General features: G+C 71.8%; 24 protein-coding genes. 8 read left to right on the top strand and 16 right to left on the bottom strand.

Annotated features, from left to right (window positions below; all coding sequences use genetic code 11):
• Positions 1-220: 220 nt before the first annotated feature.
• The 9 genes from CUC05_RS21295 to CUC05_RS21255 all read right to left on the bottom strand — a co-directional run bounded on the left by CUC05_RS21295 (position 221) and on the right by CUC05_RS21255 (position 7,630).
• Positions 221-1,075 carry an alpha/beta hydrolase gene (locus CUC05_RS21295; RefSeq protein WP_108668154.1) on the bottom strand — a complete coding sequence of 285 codons (855 nt, stop codon included), beginning with the start codon at positions 1,073-1,075 and terminating at the stop codon, positions 221-223.
• Between the two features lie 48 nt (positions 1,076-1,123).
• Positions 1,124-2,068, bottom strand: coding sequence for an ROK family protein (locus tag CUC05_RS21290; protein WP_240606305.1), 945 nt, complete (start codon positions 2,066-2,068; stop codon positions 1,124-1,126).
• A gap of 15 nt (positions 2,069-2,083) precedes the next feature.
• Entirely contained in the window at positions 2,084-3,202 is a 1,119-nt protein-coding gene (locus CUC05_RS21285; protein ID WP_108668152.1) for a baeRF10 domain-containing protein, read from the bottom strand.
• A gap of 55 nt (positions 3,203-3,257) precedes the next feature.
• Entirely contained in the window at positions 3,258-3,533 is a 276-nt protein-coding gene (locus tag CUC05_RS21280; RefSeq protein ID WP_108668151.1) for a hypothetical protein, read from the bottom strand.
• A 28-nt stretch (positions 3,534-3,561) separates the two neighbouring features.
• Positions 3,562-4,758 (bottom strand): ArsA family ATPase, encoded by a 1,197-nt coding sequence (locus CUC05_RS21275; RefSeq protein WP_108668150.1) that lies wholly within the window; start codon positions 4,756-4,758, stop codon positions 3,562-3,564.
• 5 nt (positions 4,759-4,763) lie between these two features.
• Positions 4,764-5,204: an SRPBCC family protein gene (locus CUC05_RS21270; protein ID WP_157965859.1), complete on the bottom strand. Its 441-nt coding sequence runs from the start codon at positions 5,202-5,204 to the stop codon at positions 4,764-4,766.
• Between the two features lie 165 nt (positions 5,205-5,369).
• Positions 5,370-6,086, bottom strand: a complete 717-nt coding sequence (locus CUC05_RS21265) for a hypothetical protein (protein WP_108668148.1) — start codon at positions 6,084-6,086, stop codon at positions 5,370-5,372.
• Between the two features lie 20 nt (positions 6,087-6,106).
• Positions 6,107-6,691: an SRPBCC family protein gene (locus CUC05_RS21260; RefSeq protein WP_157965858.1), complete on the bottom strand. Its 585-nt coding sequence runs from the start codon at positions 6,689-6,691 to the stop codon at positions 6,107-6,109.
• A gap of 21 nt (positions 6,692-6,712) precedes the next feature.
• Positions 6,713-7,630, bottom strand: a complete 918-nt coding sequence (locus CUC05_RS21255; protein ID WP_157965857.1) for a rhomboid family intramembrane serine protease — start codon at positions 7,628-7,630, stop codon at positions 6,713-6,715.
• A 74-nt stretch (positions 7,631-7,704) separates the two neighbouring features.
• Here CUC05_RS21255 and CUC05_RS21250 point away from each other — a divergent pair, with 74 nt between their 5' ends.
• On the top strand, positions 7,705-8,088 hold the full coding sequence (locus CUC05_RS21250) for a hypothetical protein (protein WP_108668145.1): 384 nt from the start codon (positions 7,705-7,707) through the stop codon (positions 8,086-8,088).
• A 75-nt stretch (positions 8,089-8,163) separates the two neighbouring features.
• Here the strand turns inward: CUC05_RS21250 and CUC05_RS21245 are convergent, their stop codons facing one another.
• The 4 genes from CUC05_RS21245 to CUC05_RS21230 are packed head-to-tail and all read right to left on the bottom strand — an operon-like array spanning position 8,164 to position 11,803.
• Positions 8,164-9,909, bottom strand: coding sequence for a CocE/NonD family hydrolase (locus tag CUC05_RS21245; RefSeq protein ID WP_108668144.1), 1,746 nt, complete (start codon positions 9,907-9,909; stop codon positions 8,164-8,166).
• Positions 9,910-9,955: 46 nt separating this feature from the next.
• Positions 9,956-10,747 (bottom strand): PIG-L deacetylase family protein, encoded by a 792-nt coding sequence (locus CUC05_RS21240; protein ID WP_108668143.1) that lies wholly within the window; start codon positions 10,745-10,747, stop codon positions 9,956-9,958.
• The gene (locus tag CUC05_RS21235; RefSeq protein ID WP_108668142.1) at positions 10,744-10,944 is read right to left on the bottom strand and encodes a hypothetical protein; all 201 of its coding nucleotides are present in this window, start codon (positions 10,942-10,944) and stop codon (positions 10,744-10,746) included. The genes CUC05_RS21240 and CUC05_RS21235 overlap by 4 nt, the downstream gene beginning before the upstream one ends.
• A 46-nt stretch (positions 10,945-10,990) precedes the next feature.
• Positions 10,991-11,803, bottom strand: a complete 813-nt coding sequence (locus tag CUC05_RS21230; RefSeq protein WP_157965856.1) for an alpha/beta fold hydrolase — start codon at positions 11,801-11,803, stop codon at positions 10,991-10,993.
• A gap of 88 nt (positions 11,804-11,891) precedes the next feature.
• On the opposite strand from CUC05_RS21230, the gene CUC05_RS21225 reads away from it, so the two are divergent.
• Positions 11,892-12,689, top strand: a complete 798-nt coding sequence (locus CUC05_RS21225) for a chlorite dismutase family protein (RefSeq protein ID WP_114476345.1) — start codon at positions 11,892-11,894, stop codon at positions 12,687-12,689.
• 67 nt (positions 12,690-12,756) lie between these two features.
• On the opposite strand, the gene CUC05_RS21220 is transcribed toward CUC05_RS21225, so the two are convergent.
• Entirely contained in the window at positions 12,757-13,029 is a 273-nt protein-coding gene (locus CUC05_RS21220) for an HU family DNA-binding protein (RefSeq protein ID WP_108668140.1), read from the bottom strand.
• Between the two features lie 225 nt (positions 13,030-13,254).
• Here CUC05_RS21220 and CUC05_RS21215 point away from each other — a divergent pair, with 225 nt between their 5' ends.
• From CUC05_RS21215 to CUC05_RS21205, 3 genes are all read left to right on the top strand, one after another.
• A complete protein-coding gene (locus CUC05_RS21215; RefSeq protein WP_240606304.1) occupies positions 13,255-13,953 on the top strand; it encodes a hypothetical protein in 699 nt (232 codons plus the stop codon).
• A 95-nt stretch (positions 13,954-14,048) separates the two neighbouring features.
• Positions 14,049-14,609: a TetR/AcrR family transcriptional regulator gene (locus CUC05_RS21210; RefSeq protein WP_157965854.1), complete on the top strand. Its 561-nt coding sequence runs from the start codon at positions 14,049-14,051 to the stop codon at positions 14,607-14,609.
• On the top strand, positions 14,599-15,222 hold the full coding sequence (locus tag CUC05_RS21205; RefSeq protein WP_205712474.1) for an HAD family hydrolase: 624 nt from the start codon (positions 14,599-14,601) through the stop codon (positions 15,220-15,222). The genes CUC05_RS21210 and CUC05_RS21205 overlap by 11 nt, the downstream gene beginning before the upstream one ends.
• 11 nt (positions 15,223-15,233) lie before the next feature.
• Here the strand turns inward: CUC05_RS21205 and CUC05_RS21200 are convergent, their stop codons facing one another.
• Positions 15,234-15,596, bottom strand: a complete 363-nt coding sequence (locus tag CUC05_RS21200) for an arsenate reductase family protein (RefSeq protein WP_108668137.1) — start codon at positions 15,594-15,596, stop codon at positions 15,234-15,236.
• 49 nt (positions 15,597-15,645) lie between these two features.
• Here CUC05_RS21200 and CUC05_RS21195 point away from each other — a divergent pair, with 49 nt between their 5' ends.
• The 3 genes from CUC05_RS21195 (at position 15,646) to CUC05_RS21185 (ending at position 19,706) form a co-directional block, all read left to right on the top strand.
• Positions 15,646-17,064 (top strand): amidase, encoded by a 1,419-nt coding sequence (locus CUC05_RS21195; RefSeq protein WP_157965853.1) that lies wholly within the window; start codon positions 15,646-15,648, stop codon positions 17,062-17,064.
• Between the two features lie 19 nt (positions 17,065-17,083).
• Positions 17,084-18,892: an NHL repeat-containing protein gene (locus CUC05_RS21190; RefSeq protein WP_108668135.1), complete on the top strand. Its 1,809-nt coding sequence runs from the start codon at positions 17,084-17,086 to the stop codon at positions 18,890-18,892.
• Positions 18,893-18,965: 73 nt separating this feature from the next.
• Entirely contained in the window at positions 18,966-19,706 is a 741-nt protein-coding gene (locus CUC05_RS21185; protein WP_108668134.1) for an SDR family oxidoreductase, read from the top strand.
• Between the two features lie 49 nt (positions 19,707-19,755).
• Here CUC05_RS21185 and CUC05_RS21180 read toward each other — a convergent pair whose 3' ends face one another.
• The gene (locus CUC05_RS21180) at positions 19,756-24,408 is read right to left on the bottom strand and encodes a glutamate synthase-related protein (RefSeq protein ID WP_108668133.1); all 4,653 of its coding nucleotides are present in this window, start codon (positions 24,406-24,408) and stop codon (positions 19,756-19,758) included.
• Positions 24,409-24,542: the final 134 nt, after the last annotated feature.

Below are 24,542 nucleotides of genomic sequence, written 5' to 3'. Positions count from 1 at the left end.
GGGGGACGCCAATCGTGGGCGCCCACGCCGAGCGCCGGGGGACGCCAATCGTGGGCGCCCACGCCGAGCGCCGGGGGCACCGAAACGACCGCACGGCGCCGACTTCGAGCTGTGGCACTGACGCCGACCCTGGGCACCGGCACCGCTCGCTGCCCACCACCCGAACGCTCCTGTCGCTGCAAGGTGCGACCAACGCAGGTGTCGACACCGACAGGACCGGTCAGCTCGATGTCACTCGATCGATGAACGCAAGGATGTCGGCGGTCACCTCGTCACGGTTGGTCTCATTGAGCAGCTCGTGGCGGCCGCCGGGGTACAGGCGGACCTCGACGTCGTCCAGGCCCGCATCCCGGTAGCGCTGGGCAAGCAGCTCGACGGTGCTGCCGCCCTGCGCCAACGGGTCGGCGTCGCCGGACACGATCAGCATCGGCAGGTCGTCGCGAACCTCGCCGATCCGCTCGGGGTCGGCCGCCGCGGCCAACGTGGCGATGCCCGGCAACGGCGGGGCCTCCCATCCGCACGCAGGGTCCGCGACGTAGGCGTCCACCTCTGCCTCGTCCCGGCTGAGCCACTCGAAGCCCGTGCGATGCTCGAACGGCTCGTTGAAGGCGCTCAGGTCAGCGGGCTCGTCGGCGTCCAGCACCGGGATCAGCCAGCCCACCTCGGTGCTGCCGGACAGGACCACGGCATCGACGTCCGCCGAGTGGTCCAGCAGGTAGTGCTGCGTGGCGAAGGATCCCATGCTGTGCCCGAACAGCACCACGGGCAGCCCCGCCTGCTCCTCACCGATCAGCCCACGAAGCCGCGCGACGTCGTCGACCCAGCCGGGCCACCCGTCCTCGCCCCAGCTGCCGTACGACCCGTTCGCCGTCCGCCCCGACCCGCGCGCATCCGGCGCGTACACGACGTACCCGGCCCCCGTCAGCGCCTGGGCGAAGCGGCGATAGCGACCGGCATGCTCGGCCAGCCCGTGCTGGACCTGCACGACGGCCCGTGGGGGCCCGTCCGGCTGCCACCGGTATGTCTGGACGGCGATGCCGTCGCGGCTGGTGAACTCGATGGTCGACTCGTCCATGGCCGGCAGTCTCCCAGCCGGGCCGGCCGGGCCACAAGGTCCACGTCGCTATCGGCCAGCCGCCTCCTCGACCGCCAGGAACGCCGCACCGATCGCCCCGGCCTCCGGACCCAGGCCAGCGGCCACGACAGGGACGGGATCCCGATGGGTCGGGCCGAGCACGTGGTCGGCGAGTGCCGCCCGCGCGGGCTCCAGCACCAGGTCGCCGGCCGCGCCCGCTCCCCCACCGACGACGATCAGCTCGGGGTCCAGGCAGTTGACCAACCCCGCCGCGGCGATGCCCAGGTATCGGCCGGCCCGGGCGAGGATCTCGATGGCCGGCTCGACGCCCTGCAGCGCACCCCGCGTCACCTGCTCACCGGTCGGCGCGACCGCCCCTTCCAGCAACGTCCCGATGAAGTGTCCCTGCAGGAACGCATGGTTGGCCATGCGTCCGATGGCGTTGCCGGCGCTGTAGGCCTCCAGCTCACCGGGGATGCCGCTGGGGCCCGACGCCCCGTCCACGTCGATGATGAGGTGCCCGAGCTCACCGGCGAAGCCCTGCGACCCACGGACGATCCGGCCGCCGATGACCAACCCGCCCCCCACACCGGTCCCCAGGGTGAACATCAGCATGTCGGCACGAGCCTCCCGACCCGCCCCGATCACGAACTCCGCCCACGTCGCCGCCGTGGCGTCGTTGTCGACGAGCACGGGCCGGCCGAGCTCGTCCTCCAGCCGGGCCCGGAGCGGGAACTCCCGCAACGAGATGTTCGGGCCGTAGCGGGCCACGCCGTCACGAGTGATCAGCCCGGGGAAGCCAAGGCCCACCGGCAGGTCGGCCGCCGCTCCGTCCAGCAATCCGCTGGCCACCTCCACGATGGCCTGCAGCAGCGGCTCGTCCTCCTTGGGCGTCGGGACGACCCGTTGCTGCAGCACGGTCCCCCGGTCGTCGACGAGGGCACCGAGGATCTTGGTGCCGCCGACGTCGATGCCGAGGGCCACCGGTGGCATGGCCACGAGTCGCGCCTAGAAGCGCAGGACCGCGGCGACGGGCTGGCCGTCCAGGCGGCTGGAGTCGCGGAACAGCTCGATGCGCGCGCCCGCCAGGACGGACTGCTCGATGACCTCGTCGATCAGGTCGTCGACGGGCTCGACCGGCTCGCCGTAGGCCTTCGCGTCGGCCTCGTGCTGCGTCAGCATGCCGGTGGCGGAGCGGAAGCCCTCCTGGCCGGCACCCTCGACGACGAACAAGGTCTCGACCCGACGTTCGTTGCACGCCTCGATGACGTGCCGCAGGCCACGAGCCACCTTCACACCCTGGCCGTCACCCGCCGCGAGCTTCTCCAGCAGCGCCTTGCGACGGCTGGACACGAGCTCCTGCTCGGCGTTGTCGAGCGCCTCGTGCACGGCGTCCTTGGAGACCTGGTGCGACATCGGCACGACGTCGCCGTGCACGACCTCCTCGAGGTAGGGGTGCAGCTGCTTGCGGAACGCCTCGACCTCGGTGGTGGTACCGGCCAGCACGAGGGCGTCGAAGGGATCGTCCTCGTGCACCCGCAGGAACGCCTCGGCGGCGTCCTTGAAGTGGTGCATCAGGTCGTTCTCGACGTTGCGGGCGAAACGAGCCTGCGACCAGCCACCGGCGCTGTGCTGTCCGCGCACGTCGCTCTCCATCTCGGTGTACTCCACGATCCGTCCGAGGCGGTAGCGGAACAGCCGGGCGTTGTCGCGCTCGATCACGGCCAGGCCGATGTGGTGGTGCCGGCCGAGCATCGCCTGGAGCGGGACCACGTAGGGGTGGTCGGAGACCTTCTGCACGTTGCGGAACGGCTCGGCCGTCACCAGCGTCTCGAAGATCTCCCCACCGCTGGAGAAGATCGCCAGGCCCTTGACGCCGGAGCGGTCGAACGACGTCGTCACGTACCGGCGGATGGCGGCCGCGTCGGCCTCCACCCCGTCCCGGGCGGTGCCGTGCAGGTCGATGACGCTCGCCTGTGCGTCCTTCAGCAGCGCGTCGAGGCGGGCCTCGTAGTCGGCTGGGCGTGGAAAGCGGGCCCCGTCGGTGTTGAGGTAGATCGACGTCACCCGATGGGGTGTGGTCGGTCGTGAGACGAGTTCCTTGATGCCGTCAGCCGTCAGATCCACGCTGTCTCCTCCTCGTGCGATCGCAGCCGACCCGGACGGGTTGGATGCAACCGCGTCAATCGATGTTTATGCGCGTCAACCTATCGCTCATCACCGACTGCGCGCGGTCGGTAGCTTCAACTTGTCCCTCGGCGGCGGTCTTGACCGCCAGGGCCAGCTCGCGCGCGGCGCTCAGCAGGTGGCTGGTGACGTCGGGCCGTGCGCTCCCCAGCGCCTGCAACGCCACGCAGATGGGGCAGAGGCTGCACTCGGGGCTGCCACCGAACCCGTGCATGTGCTGCCCGCCTCCGTTGTCGGAGGGTGGCTGCTGCGGGTCGTCGGTGGGGGGCACGGTGACGTCGGAGTCTAGGCAGCCCCGCTCAGCGGGGCATGTCCTGCCGGGCAGCGCCCGGTCGCGGGGCGAAGCGCACCTGGAGTCGACCGTCGTGCAGTCCGGCACCGGCGATGCTGCAGCGGCGCAGGGCCGCGGGGAGCAGGATCGACCGGGTGTACTGCCCGACCTTGACGTACAGCTCGTCGCCCCGATGGAACGCGTCGACCTCCCCCTTGGCCACGAAGGGCAGGGCGATCCCCAGCAGCCATCCCTCGTCGGTCGGCTCGAAGGTCAGCGGTGACCCGCTGTAGAGGATCTCGTGGGGCTTGGCGTCGCCGTAGACGGCGCGCGCGAAGCGTCCCAGCGCGTCGATCCCGACCATCTCGTCGTCGAACAGGGGCGCGGTGAGGATGGGCACCTCGCCGAACCCCTCCTCGATGCTGGCCAGGTGCTCGGCCTGGCGCTGCTTCCACTGGTCGAACCACGGGTCGGTGACCTCGTCGGGGATCATCTTGTTCACCACCACCGCGTCGACGTGGTAGCCGAACAGCGACAGGTAGGTGTAGGTCCGCCGAGCCTCGGCGACGACCATCTTCTCGGGGTTGGTGACCAGCCGGACCGATGTGCGTTCGGTGTCGGCGAGCAGGTCGCGGACGTCCTCGAGGTTGCGGTACAGCGTCTCGATGGACCCGTGGAGGTGGTCCTCCGGCAGGGGCATGGACGTCATCTGTCCGAGCACCGGCCGGACGACCCGGGCGACCTTCCGCTCGATGGGGAAGATGCGCTCCATGTACCAGCCCAGCGCATCGGGCAGGCTCAGCAGGCGGAGGGTCTCCGCGGTGGGGGCGCAGTCGACGACGATGACGTCGTGGCGGCCCTCGGCAGCGAACCGCTGGACGTCGATGAGGCTGAAGATCTCCTCCAGGCCCGGGAGGACCGACAGCTCCTCGGCCTGGACCTCGCCGATGCCCGACCAGCGCAGCAGCGCGATCAGGTAGTCCTGGATGTCGCGCCAGTTGTCCTCCAGCCGTGCCTGCGCGTCCAGCTGAAGGACCTCCAGACCCGGTGCGACCGGGGTCGGGTCACTGCCGACGGGGACGTCGAAGGAGTCGGCCAGCGAGTGCGCCGGGTCGGTGGACAACACGAGGGTGCGCAGCCCGGACCGGGCCGTGGCCAGCGCGGTGGCCGCGGCGACGGAGGTCTTGCCGACCCCGCCCTTGCCGGTGAACAGGAGGACGCGCATGCCGGTCAGGCCTTCTCGGCGCGGGCCTTGATGGCCTTCAGGGAGTCCTTGACGACCTTGGTCGCGATCCGTCGACGCACCATCCCGGGCAGCGGGACGGTCGAGACGACCTCCAGCTCGTAGGTGAGGGTGGTCGTGCCGTCGCCGTTGTCGGCGATGGTGTAGCCGCCGTCGAGGTCGTGGAGCATGTCGCCCTCCACCAGGGTCCACGTCATGCGGTCGTCGGTGTAGGTGTAGGCCAGCGTCATGGAGATCGTGATGCCGACCGCGCCGAGCGTGAACCGGACCTGCTCGGCCCAGCCGTCGTCACGGGTGGCCAGGACCTCCGACGCCTTGAACTCCGTCAGCCAGTCGGGGTAGGACGGGAAGTCACCGACGGTGTCCCAGACGGCGCCGGTGTCCGCCTCGATCCGAATGGATTCCTTGACGGAGTCGGTGTCGGCCAACGCTGCTCGCTTTCGTTCGGGGCTTGGGGACTGGTGATGGCCGCGGGAACCGGCCGTGGCCCTCGATCGTACGGGCGGTGGGTGAACCCGCTGGGGGTCCGGCCGGTCGGGTGTCCCCGGGATGACCGAGATGGGTCCCTCTGACGCGAACGCCCCGTCCCGACGTCAGAGGCTCGCGCCGATGCCGCCGACCACGATGACGGCCACGGTCACGCCGATCACCAGGTACATGAAGCGGCGTGCGTCCAGGCGGGGGTCCCGTCCGCGCTGGAGGGCCGTCAGGTCACCCGGTCCGGTCGCCCAGATGATGAGGATGCCCAGCACCATCGGCAGCGAGGCGATGATCCCGGACGTGCCGCCGGTCGCCAGCAGCACGGTCCCGAGGAACCACAGCAGCACCATGCCGAGGCGGGCGATCCCCGCACCGGGGCTGCCCGCCCGGATGTGCCCGACGCCGGGCGCGAGGGCCTCGGTGCGTCGCACCCGGTCCCACTCATCGGGTGACAGCCGCGCCGGGGCCTCCTCGGCGTCCATCCGGGCGCCGCACACGCTGCAGGTGAACGCCGTCAGCGCGTTGGGTTCGCCACACACCCCACACGTCCAGCCGGCGCCGCCCTCGTGGACGTGGAAGCGGCCCGCCGTCGCCGTCACCCTGCCGGACTCGGGGGCTGCGGGGTCGGGAGCCGGCGTCGTGTCCGCTGGCGGCGCAGCGGCACCGGTGACCAGCCAGGGCAGCTCGTCGAGGTCAGGGATTCCCGGGGACCGGTCTGGCTGGGCCGCGTCGGGCTCGGCTGGTTCGGGCTGGGGCTGGGCGACGTCCCGCTGGTCGAAGCGGGTGTAGCACTGGCCGCAGAACGAGGCGCTGTCGGGGTTGGTGGCCATGCACGAGGGACAGCGCACGGTCAGGTCCCCTCCCCCGCCTGCCCGGACCCGCCTGCCCGGCTGGCCTCGGCGAGCGCCGCCTTCTCCGCCAGGTCACGAGCCACCTCCTCGGCGAAGATGCGCATCTCCTCGGCCTGGTGGGCCAGCAGCGCACGGTCGGGCTCGGTGCCGGGCGGCAACCCGCCCTCCATGCGGTCCTTCAGCGACGTCAGGCCGGCGCGGACGATGGCCCGGTGGGCAGCCAGCCAGACCCGCGGCAACCGACGGCCCGTGGTGCCGCGCAGCAGGTGGTTGACGACCACACCCCGGGGCCCGTCGAGGTGGAAGAACTCACCCGTCCCCTCGAGGTCACCGCTGACGCTGAACTCCAACCCCTTGTCGCGAGGACGCACCCGGTCGACGGTCACGACGAGGCGATGACGCGCCGGGATGGGCGCCAGGGCGCTGATCGTCAGGTCGAACCGCCGGTCGTCGAGCGGCTCCACGACCATGCCGGGCCACCACGCGGCCCACGACGACGGGTCGACGACGACGGCGTTCACCTGCTGCCGGGTGCAGCGGACGAACACCTCGTCCCACGCTTCCAGGGGGGTCGGGCTGGCCACGCCCGACATCGTAACGGCAGGTCAGACGAAGCTGACGACACCCAGGCTCGCCACCAGCACCGACCCGGCCACGATGGCACGAGCCAGGTTCGGGGACAGCCCACCCCGGTCAGCGGGGACGATGCGGCCGAGGGGCGCCAGCTTGCTCCAGGCCACCATGATCAGGGCCCCGACGACCAGCCCGCCGATGTGGGCCTCCCATGCGATGTTGGGCACGAGGACCGGCAGGAACAGGTTGATCAGCAGCAACGGCAGGAGCTGGCGCAGGCCGGCCCGGCCGGCGGTGGTGTTGCGCGCCAGGAACGCCGCGGCGAGGTGGGCGCCGAACAGCCCGAAGATCGCGCCGGAGGCACCGATGGCGATGTCGCCCTCACGGACGATCTGGAACAGCAGGCCACCAGCAGCCGCCGATGCGAGGTACATCAGCAGGAACGGGATCGACCCGGCACGGCGTTCGATGGTCGGGCCGAACACCGCCAGCGCCCACATGTTGAAGCCGACGTGCAGCAGGCCGGTGTCGTGCACCAACGCCGCGGACACCGAACGCCACCACTCCCCCTGCGCGACCCGGACCGTCGAGTCGGCGAGCAGCGGGAACAGCTCGCTGCGCCAGAACGCCGGCGCCACGAGGGCGATGAACGCGATGCCGACCGTGACGGCGAGGATCGAGGTGACCACCGGCGCGTTGTCGAGCATCCCGCTGGGGCTGACGTCGCGGGCGCGGATGACCCGGTTGCGGCCCGACGGGGCGGCGCACTCGGGGCACTTCTGTCCCACGGAGGCCTGGGTGGTGCAGTCCACGCAGATCGGCCGGCCGCAGCTGGAGCATCCCAGCCGTGTCGGCCGCGCCGGATGGCGGTAGCAGACGGCGCCGCCGGTGCCGACGGGCGGCCCCACGGGGACGGGAGGCTGGCTGGACGGCTGCTCTGTGGGTTCCACGATGGCTCCAAGCGTGCCATGCCGGGCCGGGTCCCACTCCCACCCCGGGGTCGGGTCGTGGTAAAGGTTGCGCCATGCAGCTTCCCCTGGACCCCGTGACCATCTCCCGCCTGATCGCCGCCGGACGCATCGCCATCGGCGTCACCGCGTTCGCCCGACCCACGATCGGCGGGCCGGCGTTCACGTCCGGCCACCTGCCGCCGGAGGGGGTGGACGGCTGGCGCATGGCCGGCGCCCGCGACATCGCCCTCGGTGTCGGGGTGTTCATGGCCGGCCGTCGCGGTGCCGGTCGCATGCGGGGCTGGGTCGAGGCGGGTGCGCTGGCCGACGCCATGGACGTCGTGGCGTTCGCCTCCTCACCCGGGCTGCGGTCCACCGCCCGGATGGGTGGCATCGCGGTGGCCGCAGGCGCGGCCGCGGTCGGTGTGCTCGCCGCCCGGGAGATCACGCGCGACTGACCCGGACCCGACGGGCGAACACGAGCGAGCCCGTGCCGAGGGACGGCACGGGCTCGGTCGACGGGACGTCCCGTCCTACTGCAGGGGGCCCGGGAGGGTGAAGTCGGCCACCATGCCCGGCTGGACCGCGAAGCCGCGTCCGGTCTGCCCCATGTACTGCTCCAGGCGCGCCGTGGTCGTCCCCGGTCCGAAATCCGTGCGGTCCCGGGTGAGGAACGGCAGGCGGATGTCAGCGGACAGCACGTCCACGGTGGTGCGGCTGGCGACGTGGGTGAACTGGCTGGTGTCGGCGTCGGTGACCAGCACGCCGACGCGGCTGCCGGCCGGGATCGGCCAGTCCTGGCCCATCATCTGCAGCGACACGTTGCGGGCGCCGGTGCCGTGCAGCAGCGTGACGCCGCGGGAGATCATGTAGGCCCGGTTGTCGCTGGTGATCTCGTAGACCCCGACCGCCAGGTTGGCCGTCGGTGGGGTGTCGCCGTCGACGCGGACGGTGACGCTCGGCTCGCCGGCGAACCACACGTCGTGGTCCAGCGGCTCGGACACTGTCCAGATGCCGTCGGCCGGGGCCGTCAGCAGGCTGCCCGAGCCGTTGTCGACGTAGCTGCCGGCGTTCAGGCTCGTGGAGTACGAGCGCATGTCGGCGGGCGGCCACTGGGCCTCGTCGCGGTACCGGCCGCGGATGTCCTGCACGACGACGGTCGCGTCGTCCACCGAGGGCGTGACACCCTGCAGGTGCTCATCGAAGAAGCGCATCAGCTCGTCCATGAACGTGTCCCGGCCGGTCAGGTAGTCGCCCTCCTGCGCCGCCTCGTTCTGCTGCTCCCAGCCGCGGATGTGGTCGAACTGGCCGAACCATGCGCGGTTGTCGCTGCCCGCGAGGCCGTTGTAGTACTGGAACGCCGCGTCGGACAGGGTGTTGGTCTCGAGGAACCCCTGGGTGAGGAACAGCGGCGTGGTGCGGCCGATGGTGGTCAGCAGGAGGTTGCGCTCCTCCCAGTACGGACCGTTCTCGTACAGGTCGGCGTTGGACCCGGCGAGGTTGACGCCGTAGCACCACGCCTGCGGGGCGGAGTTGACCAGGTACTGCGGTTCGTCGCCGGGGCGGCCGGGCTTGGCGTCGATGACCTGGAAGAGCCCCAGGGTCGCCAGCGTGGACGAGCGGTGGATGGAGTTGTTGTAGATGTAGCGGTAGCCGGAGTACACGGGCTCCAGCGACGCAACGGCAGCGAGGCCCTTCGGCTGCTGGGCGATGCCCATCAGGCCGGTCCAGCCGTCGTAGGACTTGCCCAGCATGCCGACCTTCCCGGTCGACCACGGCTGCTCGGCTGCCCACTCCACGGCTGCACGGACGGCGTCCTGCTCGCGCAGGCCGCCCCAGTCGTTGCAGCCGCCGGACCCACCGTCGCCCGGCAGGTCGACCATCACGTAGGTGTACGCGCCGTTCTCGCGCGCCGGGTCGAGGGCCTGGCTGCGGTCGAGGAAGTCGAAGAAGCGCGGGTTGGGCCCCACGCCGTTCAGGTCGAGGTCGGTCGTCGACCCGTTGTGGTTGGTGTAGGGGCTCACGGTGAGGACGACCGGGGTGGGCTGGGCGTCGGTCAGGTCGTAGCCCTTGGGCCGGATCACGTCGGCGTGCAGCATCGTCACGCCGTCACCGGCCGGGAAGTAGTGCTCGGTCCAGTCACCGTCCTCTCGCAGCGCGGCCTGTTCGGCGCCGACGTCGGCCGACGACAGGCTGCCCGTCAGGGCCGGGGCGGAGGTGGCCACCATCGCGACGAGCGCGAGGGAGGCCAGGAAGAGGGTGAGCAGACGAGTTCGCATGCCGGTGACGTTCGACGCCGGCCAGCCGGATTCCTGCCCGTCGAGCTCAGCGAATCAGGCGGTCGACGATGTCGGCGTACTCCGTTGCTGGCATGGCCACGAACCCCTCGGCGAATCCGCGGCCACCCAGCCCGCCGGTGGCGCTGCGGTAGGCGGCCAGGCCCGAGGACGAGCGGACGTAGTCGACGGTCTCCAGCGCCACGTCGTACTCCCCCAGCGCCGCCTGCTTGCGGGCGAACACGTCGGTGACGTCGACGAGCACGTCGACCGGTCCGGCGGCCCAGACCTCGTAGCCGTGGACGTCGGTGTCCGGGGACAGGTCGGCAAGGCCGGCCGCAAGGGCCACCGCGTGGTGGTCCGGATGCGGGTCCAGCAGGGACGGGACGTAGACGGTGGCCACGCCGGTGGCGTGCCGGCTGATCAGGTCCACGACGGCCTGCCGTTCGGCCGGCAGGTTGCCGTCGGTCAGCCTCCCGAAGACGATCCGCTCGGGCCCGACGCCGAGGTGGGCCAGCGCCCGGCGGCTCTCGTCCTCGCGCACCGCCAGGACGTCGTCACCGCCGCCGGCGGTCGCCCCGCCGCTGGTCACCACCAGCACGGTGACGTCGTGGCCGGCGTCGACGTGCCGGGCGATCGTCGCCCCGGGGCCGATCGCTTCGTCGTCGGGGTGGGGTGCCACGACCAGGACCGGCCCGTCCGGCGGGCCGGGCAGCATCGTCGGGCCGTGGTCGGACCGCGTCGCCAGCGCCAGGGCGAGCTCGCGCGTGGTCACCGGCAGCCGGTCGATGCCCTGCCGTGCGGCCCGGACGGCGACCCGTCGCAGCGACCTCGGGATCACTGCGGCTCCTGGGGGTCGGCCTGCCCCTCCGCTCGGGCACGGGCGTCCCTGCGGGCGTCGACCATGCCGATCCGGATCGACTCGGGCTGCAGGTGGACGAGGGTCTCCGGCTCGAAGCCGTGGTCGGTCCGCAGGTGGTCGGCCAGCATCGGCGCGAGGTCGAACTTCAGCGGGCACTTGGGACACTGCTTGGCCACGGGGTCCTCCGGTCGTCGAGGGCGTCTCGGGTCCGCTGATCGCGGATCAGCGGGGGTCGGCTGCGGCCAGGAACGGCTGCAGCACGTCCAGCAGGCCCTGCGGGTTCTCCACCGCTGGGGAGTGCAGGGCGTCGGGGATGACAACGTACTGCGCACCCCTGATGGTGCGGGCCAGCAGCCGCTGTTCGTGGGGCAGCCACGAGTCGTCGCCGTCGCCGTGGCAGACCAGCACCGGCAGGTCGATGCCACGCAGGAACGCCCCCAGCGGGGCGGCGGAGATCAGCGCCCGTGCCCCGCCGATGAGGGTCGCCGGGTCCAGCTCCAGGAAGCGGGTGCGGACGAAGTCGCCGCGTGGGTCGTCCTCGACCACGTCGACGCCGCCGGTGACGGTCCGCCAGGCCGCCGCCATTCCCTCCTCCCGTGCGGTGGTGGCCACCCGGACCGCCCGGTCGACGGTGGCCTCGCCGGGGGCACCGAGGCCGGTGCCGACCAGCACGAGGGACCGCACCCGCTGGGACGCGAGGAACGCGACCCGCTGGGCCAGCAGCCCACCGAGGCTGTGGCCGACGACGTGCACGTCCCCGACCCCCACGGCGTCCAGCCACGCCAGCACCCACGCGGCGACGCGGCCGAGGGCCTGCGCGGACTCACCCCCGATCGCCGGGGTCTGGCCGTGCCCCGGGAGGTCGGGCACGAGCACGCGACGGTCGCGCGACAACGGCTCGACGACGTCGGCGAAGTCCTCCTTGGATCCGGTCCAGCCGTGCAGCAGCACGACCGGCCGGCCGGCGTCGACAGGACCGCGACGGTCCAGGACGCCGACGGACGAGGGGTCGATGGGATGGGCTCCGACGGGCACGGCTCCCGAGTGTGCCGTACTCGGGGCAGGGCATAGGCTTGACCCCCGACCTCGACCGCTGTTCACGACCCAGAAGGACCGCCACGACATGCCGACCGTACCCAGCGAGGGGTGGGGCGTCCTCCACCTGTTCTTCCACTTCCGCCGCGCCATGCTCGAGGACCCGGTGCACGCCGCCGGCGACTTCATCCAGCGGGTGAAGGAGCTGGACGGCCGCGAGGACTATCAGGTGATCCCGTTCAGCGTCCTCGGGCAGAAGGCCGACATCGGCCTGATGCTGCTGGGCCCCGACCTCGATGTCCTCGACGCGTTCGCCACCGAGCTGCCCAACACCGCCTTCGGAGCGGGACTGGCCCCCGCCGCCAGCTACGTCAGCCTGACCGAGGGCAGCGAGTACACCTCCACCCGTGAGGACGAGCAGGCCCGGCTGGTGGAGTTCGAGGGCATGGCCCCCGGCTCCCCGGAGCTCGAGGCAGCCCTCGAGGCGTTCGACGAGCGCATGGCCACCTACATGCAGCACCGCCTGTACCCCGACCTGCCGCGCAAGAAGGTCATCGGCTTCTACCCGATGTCGAAGAAGCGCGAGGTCGGCGCCAACTGGTTCGCCCTGCCCTTCGAGGAACGCAAGGCGATCATGGCCGGCCACGCCACGGTGGGCCGGTCCTACCGCGGCCGGGTGCTGCAGCTGATCACCGGCTCGACGGGCCTGGACGACTGGGAGTGGGGGGTCACCCTCTTCACCGACGATCCCGCCACCCTCAAGGAGATCGTCTACGAGATGCGGTTCGACGAGGCCTCGGCGACCTACGCCGACTTCGGGCCGTTCGTCACCGGCCTCGTGATGGAACCCGAGCAGCTGGTCCGGCGGCTGGGCCTGCAGGGATGACCCGTGGGCGGTCCCAGAAGCACGACGCCGCCCCGAGGGGCGGCGTCGATGCAGTACTCGAGGACGTCTAGTTGACGGCGTCCTTGAAGCCCTTGGCGGCCTTGAACCGCGGGGTCTTGGAAGCCTTGATGTCCATCGGCTCGCCGGTGGCGGGGTTGCGACCCTTGCGGGCAGCGTTCTCGCGCACGTCGAACGCGCCGAAGTCGGTCACGGAGACCTTGTCGCCGGAGGCGACGGCGGAGCGGATGGTCCCGACGATGGCGTCGAGGGCCTTGCTCATCTCGGCCTTCGACATCTCCGCGTCGTCGGCAGCGGCAGCGATGAGTTCTGACTTGTTCATGGTGAATTCCCTCGCGTTGGGGTCTGGTCGGTGTCGCAGAGGCGACAGTCGGTGTCGCGGAGGCGACAGCTGATGGCTCTGGATTCGGGCCCGTCTGGCAGTCGAGCCGGTCGAGTCGAGGGGCTACGTTGCCCGCCGACAGCCCGTCTTGCAAGCATCTCGCGCGATTTCGGGCGGCTCGTGGTCCTCGGGGACTCCCTGTCGTTCCACGGTCCGGAGGGGCCTGTGCCGCTCCGTGATCCCCGGGTGTACCCCAACGTCCTCGGCGAGTCACTCGGCCAGTCGACGGGGCGTGAATGGGCCGTCGACGTGTGGGCGAGGGCGGGCTGGGGTGTCCGCGAGCTGTGGCTGGCGCTGCAGAAGGACGTCCACCTGCAGCAGCAGCTGCTGATGGGGGCCGACGCCGTGGTGCTCGGCATGGGGTCCGCGGACCAGCTGAGCGTGGGCGTGCCGCGCTGGGTGATGATGGCGCTGCCCTACCTGCGGCCGACGTCGCTGCGCCGTGAGGTCCGCCGCCGCATCGACCACGTCCACCCTTCCCTGGTCCGGGCAACCGGCGGACGCTTCCGCTTCACCCCGCCCGACGTCATCGCCCACTGCTGGGGCAAGTCCGTGGACGCGATCAGGTTGTTCGCCGGTCCGGACGTGCCGCTCGTGGCCGTGCTGCCCGCCGATCACCGGACGACCTACTACGGCGGCGTACGAACCCATCACGACGAGGTCCACGCGCTGTACGTCCGGCTGGCGGCCGAGCGCGACGTGCCCGTCGTCGACCTGGCCGCCCTGACCCGCGACCGGCTGCACGAGCTGAACGTCGACGGTGCCCACTGGTCGTGGCCGATCCACACCGATGTCGGTCGGGCGATGGCGGCCGTGCTGTCGGCACGGCTGGAGCAGGCGGCGTCGCACCCCGGCGACGGGTGAGGGACGGTCACGTACGCTGCCCCTCGTGAGCTCGACGACCCGAACCGTGCACCGTGCCTGAACCCGATGTGACCCCCGTCCGGACCGGACGGGGCATGGCCACGCGCCGTGCCCTGGTCGAGGCTGCCCTGGAGCTGTTCGAGGCCAAGGGGGTGGAGGGCACGTCCGTGGACGAGATCACGGCTGCGGCCACCGTGGCCAAGGGCACCTTCTACGTGCACTTCCAGCGCAAGCAGGACGTGCTGCTGGAATGGGCGGCGGAGCTGATGGAGGACGTCGACACCGACACCCTGCCCGAGGACGCCCCCGAGGCGCTGCAGGTCCTCGGACAGCGGCTGGCCGAGCAGATGATGAACGGCCCGCGTGCCCTGCGCGGCCGGATGGTGCGCGAGGTCGTCGGCAACTCCGCGGACTGGATGCGGGTGCTGGACGACCGCGCCACCCTGGGTGCCAAGATCATGCCCATCGTCGAGCGTGGGCAGGCCGCGGGGACCATCCGCGACGACATGACCCCTCGCCGGCTGTCGATGGCGTTGACGAACCTGTGGCTGGACAACGTCGTCGGGTGGGCGGAACGCCCCGACGCCCGCCCCCTGCCGGAGGCGCTGGACCTCGTGACCGAGCTGTTCCTGGGTGGAGCGGGCGTTGGCCGCTGACCGATGGATCTGCCTCGACATCGGCGAGACGCTGATCGACGAGACACGGGTGTGGTCGACGTGGGCGAGCGTCCTCGGCGTGACCCCGCTCGTGCTGATGGCGACCATGGGTGCCGAGATCGCCGCCGGCCGCTCCTACGACTCGGCCCTGACCCGGATCGACCCGACCTGGCCGGACCGCATGGAGGAGAAGGAGTCCGCGTACGGCGGGTTCCGGCCGGACGACCTCTACCCCGACGCGTTGCCGGCGCTGGACGCCTACCGCCGTGCGGGACTGGGTGTGGCCGTCATCGGCAACCAGCCGTCCAGCCGCACCGCCGAGCTGCGGGCGATCGGTGTCCGTCCCGACGTGATGGCCATGTCCGACGAGCTGGGAGTCAGCAAGCCCGACCCGGCGTTCTTCGCCGCGGCCCTGCACGCCATGGGTGACGTGCCCGCGGACCGGGTCACCTACGTGGGTGACCGAGTCGACAACGACGTGATCGCCGCGTCCGAGGCGGGCCTGCGCACGATCCACCTGCGCCGCGGACCGTGGGGACTGCTGGGCCCCCGGGCCGACGGGCGTGCCGATGCCGTGGTCGACGGGCTGCTGGAGATCCTCGACCACATCTGACCCCGGACGGGTCAGCGCCCCTTGATCGCCTCCACGAACCGGGCCCACGCCGCCGGGTCGTCGCCCACCGACAGGTCCTTGCCACAGCGGATCAGCGGCAGGTTCAGCACCTCGGGTTCGCGGCACATGCGTTCGACCCAGTCGTCGGGGCCCGCGGAGAAGTACCGCAACCCACCCTCGGTGTAGGTCTTCGATGTCTTGTCGAGGACCGCGTCGACCCCGAACTTCTGCACCCACTTCTTCAGCTCGCCCGGCGACGGGGGCTTCTGCCGCACGTCGACGGCATGGAACTTCAGGCCGCGTTCCTTGAAGAAGCGCTCGGCCTTTCGGGCCACCTTGTGCTTGGGGCTGGTGAACATCTGCAGGTCGCTCATGGGGCGCCGATCCTAACGGCCCGCCGGGATGCCTCTACGCTGCGCGGGCATGCGCCCTGCCGACCTGTCCGTGCCCGACCTGGCTGCCGCCGTCGCTGCGGGGACCGTGTCGGCCCGCGAGGCCGTGCTCGACGCGCTGGGGGCGATCGACGCCCACGACGAGGTGCTCAACGCCGTCGTGGCGGTCGACCGCGACGGGGCGTTGGCCGCCGCCGACGACATCGACCAGCAGGTGGTGGACGGCACGCCGCTGCCGCCGTACGCCGGCGTGCCGATGCTCGTCAAGGACCTGTCCAACGCCCGCGGGCTGCCCACCACGTTCGGGACCGCGTCGATGGCCTCCTTCGCGCCGCCCTTCGACGACCACACCGTGTCACGGATGCGCGAGGCCGGGTTCGTCGTCGTCGGCAAGACCAACGTGCCCGAGCTCGGCAGCCTGCCGTGGACCGAGCCGACGCTGCACGGCCCGGCACGCAACCCGTGGGCTCCGGACCGCACGCCCGGTGGGTCCAGCGGTGGCGCCGCTGCGGCGGTGGCGGCGGGGTATATGGCGGCTGCCCACGGGTCCGACGGCGGTGGGTCGCTGCGCATCCCGGCGGCCTGCTGTGGCGTGGTCGGCCTGAAGCCGTCGCGAGGCCGGGTCAGCCATGCGCCCCTGTTCGGCGACCAGGTCATGGGATACGTCACGCAGGGGTCCATCGGCCGTCGGGTCGTCGACGCAGCCGCCCTTCTCGACGCCATCCAGGGCTACGCCAGCGGTGACCCCTACCACCTGCCGACGCCGGACCGGCCGTTCGTCGAGGAGGTCGCCACCGACCCGGGTCGCCTGCGCGTCGGGGTGCTGCCCTCGGTGCCGTGGTCGCTGCCCGACGCCGACGTGGCCGACGCCGTGGCCGCGACCGCGGGCCGGCTGGAGGACCTCGGGCACATCGTCGAGCCCGTCCGGGTCAGCATCCCCGCCGACGTGCCCGACCGGTTCACCCGCATCTGGGCGGCATCCCTGGCGGCCAACCCGATCCCGCAGGACCGGCTCGAACCCCACAACCGGGCGTTCGCGGCCACCGGCGAGGCCATGTCCGCTCCGGCGCTGCTGCGCGACTTCACCGCCCTTCAGCTGGTCGCGCGGTCGGTCGTGACCGCCTTCGAGGGCCACGACGTCGTCCTCGCGCCGGTGACCAGCCGGCCCGCCCTGCGCATCGGCGAGCTCGACGACCTGTCCCACGACGACCTGCTGGCCGAGGTCGCCCGCTGGATCGGGCCGTGCCCGCTGGTCAACGTGACCGGCCAGCCGGCGATCTCCCTGCCGGTGGCCCGGACGGGGGCCGGGCTGCCGGTGGGCGTGCAGCTGGTCGGCCGGCCCGCCGACGAGGCGACGGTGCTGCGGCTGGCCGGACAGCTGGAGCAGGTGATCGGCTGGGCCGACCACCGTCCGGACCCCACCGGATGGACCCTCCCCGCGGAGGGCTGACCGGCATAGGCTGCGCCGCGTGCCGCTGATATCCGAAGGCAACGCCGCGCCGGGGTTCCCCCTGTCGGGGGCCGCCCTGCGCGGTGACGAGCTGGTGCTCGTCAGCCGCAACCTCAACCCCGTCCGCTACGCCGTGATCGACGTCGACACCTGGTCGCTCGTGCGCACCGAGACGTTGGCCCGGGGTGACGGTGCCTGGGGGACGACCGCCGCACCCGATGGGATCTGGATCGGGCTGTTCGGCGCGCAGGGCCAGGGCAACGTCGTCCGCATGACCAGCGGCGCCCCGCAGGTCCGGGCGCTGCTGAACACCCAGTACATCTGGGACCTCGCCAGCGACGACAGCGACCTGATGTTCGGCGTGGCGACCCATCCCGCCCTGGTGTTCAGCCTCCGGCGGAGCACGGCGCAGGCCTCCGACCTCGGGGTGGTCACCAACCCCGCCCAGCGTCCGCGCACCTGCGCGATCGTCGGCCAGCGGGTCCTGTTCGCCGGCGCCGAGTCGGGAAAGGCCTGGATCCGCCACACCGACCGGTCCGGCCGTGACGGCCGCACCGTCGTGCCCCCGGCGATCGCCCAGGACGACATCGTCTACTGCTCGGCGGCGTTGCCCGACGGGCGCGTCGCCGTCGGCACCGGCGGGGACGGACTGGCCACGCCGGCCGTGGCCGTGTTCGGCCTCGACGACTCACGCGGCGCCATGGTGGTCCGCCTGCCGCGCGAGTCCCTCGTCGACACCGTCGCGGTCGAGGGCACGACGGTGTGGGCGACGGCCCGGCCATCCGGCGCCCTGTACCGCATCGACGCCGGGACGGGTGACCTGCGACGGGTCGCCGTTCCCGTCCCGATGTCGGAGACCCGTGAGCTGTTCCTCCGGGGCACCCTCGTCATCGGCGCGTCGGCCGACGGCAGCGTGTGGACCCACGATCGGAGCGACAACACCGTCGAACGGCACACCCCCACCGACCTGGGCCTCGTCAGCCGTGCGCAGAAGCCCCAGTCGGTCCTCGCGACCAGCACCCACACCGACGTCGGCGGCTCGTTCTCCATCACCCGCCACGACCGGTCCTCCAGCGTCGCGACCACCCGGTTCGTGCCCGGCGAACCCAAGGCGATGGTCGACGTCGACGGCACGACGTTCATGGCGATGTATCCGATCGCGGAGATCTGGTACTGGCCGCCGGAGGAGGCCTACCCGCGCCGGCTGACGCAGCTGCCCAACGACCAGCTGCGGCCCATCGACCTGGTGTACGCCGACCGGATCGACGCCCTGGCCGTGTCGACCACCGACGACCGGTCCCACAGCGCCGTGCACACCGTGGACCCCGTCACCGGACGGGTCGACACGATGTTCGACCCGCTGGGGCTCGGCCAGACCGCCTCCGGCCTGCACATCAGCGGCACCACCCTCTATGTCGGCGGGTCCAGCAACGCACCCGACGTGGCGGCCTTCGACATCCTGTCTGGCAACAGGCTGTGGCAGGTGACCGACGTGGCACCCGGCGGCAGCTTCGTGCTGGGGCTGGCGGCCGTCGGCAACACCCTGGTGGTCTCGACCGCCACGGGATGGCTGGCCCGCATCGACCTGCGCACCCGGCAGGTCGTGCAGCGGCGCCGGTTCGCCAACGAGGCGGGCCGCATGCGGCTGGCCGGCAACCGGGTCCTGCTCGTCAACGCCGAGGTGCTGGTCGAGGTCAACCCGACCACGCTGGCCACCACGGTGCTCGAGGGCAACCTCGACGCGGAGGTGTGGGGATGGCCGCCGCTGGACGTGGACCGCACCGGGCGGGCCTGGCTGATCCGCGGCCGAGAGCTGGTCCACACCTGACCGGGTAGGGTCACCCCTCCCCTGCCCCGGATCCCGACGATCCGGGGCGCCGCCGACAGAGAGGTCCGTCCCCGTGCTCGTCGACTCCCACGTGCTGATCACCGGTGCGACCAGCGGCATCGGCCGTTCCTGCGCCGTCGCGTTCGCCGAGGCCGGCGCCCGGCTGACCATCACCGGCCGCCGATCCGATCGCCTGGCCGAGCTGGCCGAGGAGCTGCCCGGCGAGGTCGCGACGTTGGCCTTCGACGTGCGGGATCGTGACGCCACCCGCGCCGCGCTGGCCGAGGTCACCTCGCCCGACGTCCTGGTCAACAACGCGGGTCTGGCCGCGGGGTTCGAGCCCATCCAGGACGGCGACGAGGCCGACTGGGACGCGATGCTGGACACCAACGTCAAGGGCCTGCTGACCGTCAGCCGAGCCCTGCTGCCGGGCATGGTCGAGCGCGGCAGCGGCCACGTGATCAACATCGGCTCCACGGCCGGCCACGAGGCCTACCCCAACGGGGCGGTGTACTGCGCGACCAAGCATGCGGTCGGGGCGCTGACCAAGGCGATGCGCATGGACCTGCTCGGCACCGGGGTCCGGGTGTCCACGGTCGATCCGGGCATGGTGGAGACGGAGTTCTCCGTCGTCCGGTTCCACGGTGACACCGACCGGGCCGCCCGGGTGTACGAGGGCCTCGACCCGCTGACCCCCGACGACATCGCCGAGACCGTCGTGTGGGTCGCCGACCGTCCGCGGCACGTGCAGGTGGCCGAGGTCGTCATCATGCCGACCGACCAGGCCTCGGCGACGATGTTCAACCGCCGCTGACCATCACGACGCCCGACCACCGAGGGCGGCCGGGCGTCGACGACGGTGGTCAGGCGGGGGCGCCGACCGACCCCTCGTTGGCGGCCTCGAACTTGGCCAGCTCCGACTTCGGGGCGATGCGCCAGAAGCCGCGCCAGGCGTCGTCCCAGTTCTCCAGCAGCTCGATGCCGCGACGGGACTCCGTCAGGGCCACGTGCCGCTCGATCATCTCCCGGACCTGGTCCAGCTGTGCGGTGTCCAGGCGACGAGCCTCGACCAGCGCCGAGTTGATGCGGGCCAGGATCCAGCTGGAGTCGTCGTGCACGTAGCACTCGCCGCCGGTCATGCCGGCGCCGAGGTTGAACCCGGTCTGGCCGAGGATCACCACGGTGCCGCCCGTCATGTACTCACAGGCGTGCTCGCCGGTGCCCTCGACCACGGCGTTCGCGCCGGAGTTGCGGACACCGAACCGCTCGCCGACCCGGCCGGCGATGAACAGCTCGCCGCCGGTCGCGCCGTACAGCAGCGTGTTGCCGGCCAGCACCGGGGTGCTGCCGCCGCTGTGCACGACGTCGTCGGCCGGTGGACGGACGACGATGGTCCCGCCGCCCATGCCCTTGCCGACGTAGTCGTTGGCCTCACCGGTGAGGACGAACTCCGCCCCGGCGGACAGGAACGCACCGAAGGACTGGCCGGCCTCGCCGTCGAAGCGGAAGGTCACCTTGCCCTCGGGGGCCCGCTCGCCGAACTCCAGGCCGATCGCCCCGCCGAGCCGCGCGCCGACGGTGCGTTCGGCGTTGCGGATGTCGTAGCGGAGGCTGAGGACGCCGCCCTCCCACAGGGTGGAGAAGGCGTCCTCGAACACGCGGTCCCCGAGCTGTCCACGCGGCGCCTGGATCGGCAGGGTCTCCACGTAGTGCAGGGCGTCGGGTTCGCCGCCGAGGCTGGCGGCGATGTCGGTGTTGACCTCCGACCGGGCGTCGAACAGCAGCGGTGAGGGGTCCAGCATCCCCGACCGGTCGTCGTCGCCGAGGTCGCGGACGGCAAGCAGGTCCACCCGGCCGATGGCCTCGTCGAGCGAGCGCAGGCCCATCGCGGCCAGCCCGTGACGGACCTCCTCGGCCACGAACAGCATGAACGCCGCGACCATCTCCGGGGTGCCCTTGTACTTCTCGCGCAGGTCCACGCGCTGGGTGGCGACACCCACCGGGCAGGTGTCACGGTGGCAGGCCCGCACCATGATGCAGCCCTCCGCCAGCAGCGCGGCCGTGCCGAAGCCGAACTCGTCGCCGCCGAGCAGGGCCGCCATCAGGACGTCCCGGCCGGTCTTGAACCCGCCGTCGACCTGCAGGCGGACCCGCGAACGCAGCGAGTTGCGGACCAGCGTCTGCTGGGTCTCGGCGAGGCCGAGCTCCCAGGCCATGCCGGCGTGCTTGATCGACGACAGCGGCGAGGCGCCGGTGCCCCCGTCACCGCCGGAGATCTGGACGGCGTCGGCGAGGCCCTTGACCACACCCGCGGCGACCGTGCCGACCCCCGCCGAGGACACCAGCTTCACGCTGACGCCCGCATGCGGGTTGATCTGCTTGAGGTCGTAGATCAGCTGGGCGAGGTCCTCGATGGAGTAGATGTCGTGGTGCGGCGGCGGGCTGATCAGCGCCACCCCCGGCTGGGTGTGCCGCAGCCGGGCGATGAGGCTGGAGACCTTGTGGCTGGGCAGCTGGCCGCCCTCGCCGGGCTTGGAGCCCTGCGCCATCTTGATCTGCAGCTCGTCGGCGAACGCCAGGTAGCGCGGGGTGACCCCGAAGCGGCCGGACGCGACCTGCTTGGCCTTGGAGTTGCGGTCGTGCGCGGTGCCACGGGTGGCGAACCGGGCCGGGTCCTCCCCGCCCTCCCCGCAGTTGGAGTACCCGCCGATCATGTTCATCGCCATGGCCAGCGTCTCGTGGGACTCCGGCGAGAGCGCGCCGAGCGACATCGCCCCGGTGAAGAACCGCTGGGTGATGGAGGTGGCCGGTTCGACCTCCTCCAGCGGGATCGGTTCGGCAGCCTCGACGAAGTCCAGCAGGTCGCGGGGTTCGGTCGCCGGCCGGTTGTTCACCAGCTCCGCGTAGGTCTGGTAGGTCTCCCACCGACCCTGCTTGGTGGCGTGGTTCAGCAGGTGGGCAGCCCGGAGCTCGGCTGCCATGTGCTCGGGTTCGGGCGCGGTGCCGTTGGTGGTGCTGGCCGGATCGGGCAGGTCCAGCGGATCGCCCTCGAGCCCCACGGTGCGGTGCAGCGCGCTGACCACCTCGGGGTTGGTGGCGTGGTACTCCCCGCCCTTCTTGAACTTGTAGTGGCCGTGGGAGGGCAACGTCGGGCCGGAGGTTCGCGACGTGGTCGGATCCGGGTAGGCGTCGGCGTGGCGGGCCAGCACGTCGCTGGCGAGCTGCGCGAAGCCGACGCCGCCGAGCGCCGACGGGGTGCCGGTCAGGCAGGTGTCGACGACCTCCTTGGCCAGGCCCGCCCCCTCGAAGATCTGCGCCGACCGGTAGCTGTCGAGGGTCGAGATGCCCATCTTCGACATGATCTTCAGCACGCCCTCCTCCGCAGCGCGCTTCAGGTTGGCCTGGACTTCACCGGCGGAGGGGTTGTCGCGCCCGATGCGACCGTCGTCGGCCAGCTTGGTCATCGACTCCAGCGACAGGCGGGGGCAGATGACGTCGGCGCCGTAGCCCAGCAGGCAGGCGAAGCTGTGGGTGTCGCGGGCGTCGTCGGTCTCGGCGATCAACGACACGCGGGTGCGCAGCTGCTCGGCGACCAGGCGGTGGTGGATGGCACCGATGGCCAGCACCATCGGCACGGGTGCACGCTCGTCGCTGACCGACCGGTCCGAGGCGATCAGCACCTGCGCGCCGTCGCGGACCGCCGCGGCGGCCTCGAGCCCGATCTCGACGAGGCGTTCGGCCATGCCCTCGGGACCGTCGGCCACCGGCCAGGTGGTGTCCAGGCCGTGCACGTCGAAGCTGATGTCGGGGTCGAGGACCAGCTGCTGCAGGCCCTGCGGGTACATGACGAAGCTCTCGAGCTCCAGCAGGCGGGCCGCCTCCGGCTCTTCCTTCAGGATCGGCGAGCGGGGGCCGAGCAGGGTCCGCAGCGACATGACCGCCGCCTCGCGGATCGGGTCGATCGGCGGGTTGGTGACCTGCGCGAAGCGCTGCTTGAGGTACTGGTAGACCGTCCGGGTCCGACCGGCGAAGATCGACAGCTGGGTGTCGTCGCCCATGGAGGAGATTGGTTCCTTGCCCGACGTCGCCATCGGGCGGAGGATCGTGATCTCCTCCTCCTTGGTGTAGCCGGCGACGACCTGACGGGCGGCGAGGTCCTCGGGGGCCGCGTCGACGGGCAGGCCGGGGCCCACGGGGATCATGTGGGCGCGGAGCCACTCGCCGTACGGCTTTCGGCGGGCCAGGTCGGCCTTGACCTGGTCGTTCTCCAGCACCCCACCGAGGGCTGGGTCGACGACGAGCATCTGGCCGGGGCCCAGCCGGTCGCGTCGGACCGAGCCGTGGCCCCGGGTGCGGACGGCGCCGACCTCGGAGGACACGACGACGAAGCCGTCCTCGCAGATGGAGTAGCGCAGCGGACGCAGGCCGTTGCGGTCCAGCGCCGCGGCGAGGCGCAGGCCGTCGGTGAAGACCAGGCCGGCCGGTCCGTCCCACGGCTCGATGAGGGAGGAGTGGTAGCGGTAGAAGTCGGTGACGCGCGGGTGCAGGTCGCGGGCACCCTCCCACACCTGCGGGACCATCATGGCCACGGAGTGCGCGGCGGACCGACCACCGCGGACGAGCAGCTCCAGCACCTGGTCCAGGCGGGCGGAGTCCGACCCGGCCTCGTCGATGATCGGCTGCAGCAGGTCCTCGCCGGCCTCGCCCAGCTCGGCCCAGTCCGCCCCGAGGTTGCCCACGCGTGCCCGCATGAGGTTGGTGTTGCCCTCGATGGTGTTGATCTCGCCGTTGTGGCAGAGGAAGCGGAACGGCTGCGCCCGGTCCCACGTCGGCATCGTGTTGGTCGAGTACCGCTGGTGGAAGATCGCGAACCAGCCGTCCACGTCGTTGCTGGCCAGGTCGGGGTAGAACGCGGCCAGCTGGTCGGCGGCGGTCATGCCCTTGTAGGTGATGGTGCGCATCGACCAGGACGCGAAGTAGGCCTCGACGCCCTCCTCGCGGCAGGTCGTCTCCGCGGCCTTGCGGGCCAGGTAGCACGCACGCTCGGCGGTTTCGTCGTCGGTGCTGGACTCCCGGGTGAAGATCGCCTGCTCGATGCGGGGGCGCGCCGCGCGGGCGATGTCACCGAGCGCGTCGTCGTCGGTGGGCACCTCGCGCCAAGCGACGAAGGTCAGGCCGAAGCGGGCCAGCGCCGTCTCCACGGCCTCGCGTGCCGTCTCGCGTGCGGTGTCGCCACGCTCGTCGTCGCGGCCGTCGAGGAAGCACATCGCCGCGCCGAGCCGGGTGTGGTCGGCCACCGCAGCAGCCGACGCGAGGAACCTCGTCGGCAGCGGGATCAGCACGCCGGCGCCGTCACCGGAGCGGCCGTCGGCCGCCACGGCACCGCGGTGCATGACCCCCGCCAGCCCGTCCAGGGCGTCGTCGATGATCTGGCGGCTGGCGGTGCCGCCGGCGTTGGCGACGAGGCCGATGCCACAGGCGTCGCGTTCGTACCGGGGGTCGTAAAGGCCAGTCATGTTCCTCCTCGAGGGTCGGACGGGTGTCACGCGGACGGCAGGGCGGAGCCGAAAACACGAAAACGGTGCCTGCCTGAATGGGCGAGCACCGTTGCTTGCGTTGACGGGCATCCTAGCTGGGGACGTGTGTGTCC

Origin of the sequence: Euzebya rosea, from assembly GCF_003073135.1 — a bacterium.
GTDB lineage: Bacteria > Actinomycetota > Nitriliruptoria > Euzebyales > Euzebyaceae > Euzebya > Euzebya rosea.
The sequence above is the reverse complement of the archived record's forward strand: the minus strand, read 5'-3'. Positions and strand labels throughout refer to the sequence as shown.

What these genes read in the sequence shown, in the direction of transcription:
- CUC05_RS21245 (WP_108668144.1), bottom strand. Translation starts at nt 9,909, where the DNA reads ATGCGAACTCGTCTGCTCACCCTCTTCCTGGCCTCCCTCGCGCTCGTC.
- CUC05_RS21200 (WP_108668137.1), bottom strand. Translation starts at nt 15,596, where the DNA reads ATGAGCGACCTGCAGATGTTCACCAGCCCCAAGCACAAGGTGGCCCGA.
- CUC05_RS21210 (WP_157965854.1), top strand. Translation starts at nt 14,049, where the DNA reads ATGGCCACGCGCCGTGCCCTGGTCGAGGCTGCCCTGGAGCTGTTCGAG.
- CUC05_RS21275 (WP_108668150.1), bottom strand. Translation starts at nt 4,758, where the DNA reads ATGCGCGTCCTCCTGTTCACCGGCAAGGGCGGGGTCGGCAAGACCTCC.
- CUC05_RS21295 (WP_108668154.1), bottom strand. Translation starts at nt 1,075, where the DNA reads ATGGACGAGTCGACCATCGAGTTCACCAGCCGCGACGGCATCGCCGTC.
- CUC05_RS21250 (WP_108668145.1), top strand. Translation starts at nt 7,705, where the DNA reads ATGCAGCTTCCCCTGGACCCCGTGACCATCTCCCGCCTGATCGCCGCC.
- CUC05_RS21180 (WP_108668133.1), bottom strand. Translation starts at nt 24,408, where the DNA reads ATGACTGGCCTTTACGACCCCCGGTACGAACGCGACGCCTGTGGCATC.
- CUC05_RS21220 (WP_108668140.1), bottom strand. Translation starts at nt 13,029, where the DNA reads ATGAACAAGTCAGAACTCATCGCTGCCGCTGCCGACGACGCGGAGATG.
- CUC05_RS21225 (WP_114476345.1), top strand. Translation starts at nt 11,892, where the DNA reads ATGCCGACCGTACCCAGCGAGGGGTGGGGCGTCCTCCACCTGTTCTTC.
- CUC05_RS21290 (WP_240606305.1), bottom strand. Translation starts at nt 2,068, where the DNA reads ATGCCACCGGTGGCCCTCGGCATCGACGTCGGCGGCACCAAGATCCTC.
- CUC05_RS21195 (WP_157965853.1), top strand. Translation starts at nt 15,646, where the DNA reads ATGCGCCCTGCCGACCTGTCCGTGCCCGACCTGGCTGCCGCCGTCGCT.
- CUC05_RS21265 (WP_108668148.1), bottom strand. Translation starts at nt 6,086, where the DNA reads ATGGCCACCAACCCCGACAGCGCCTCGTTCTGCGGCCAGTGCTACACC.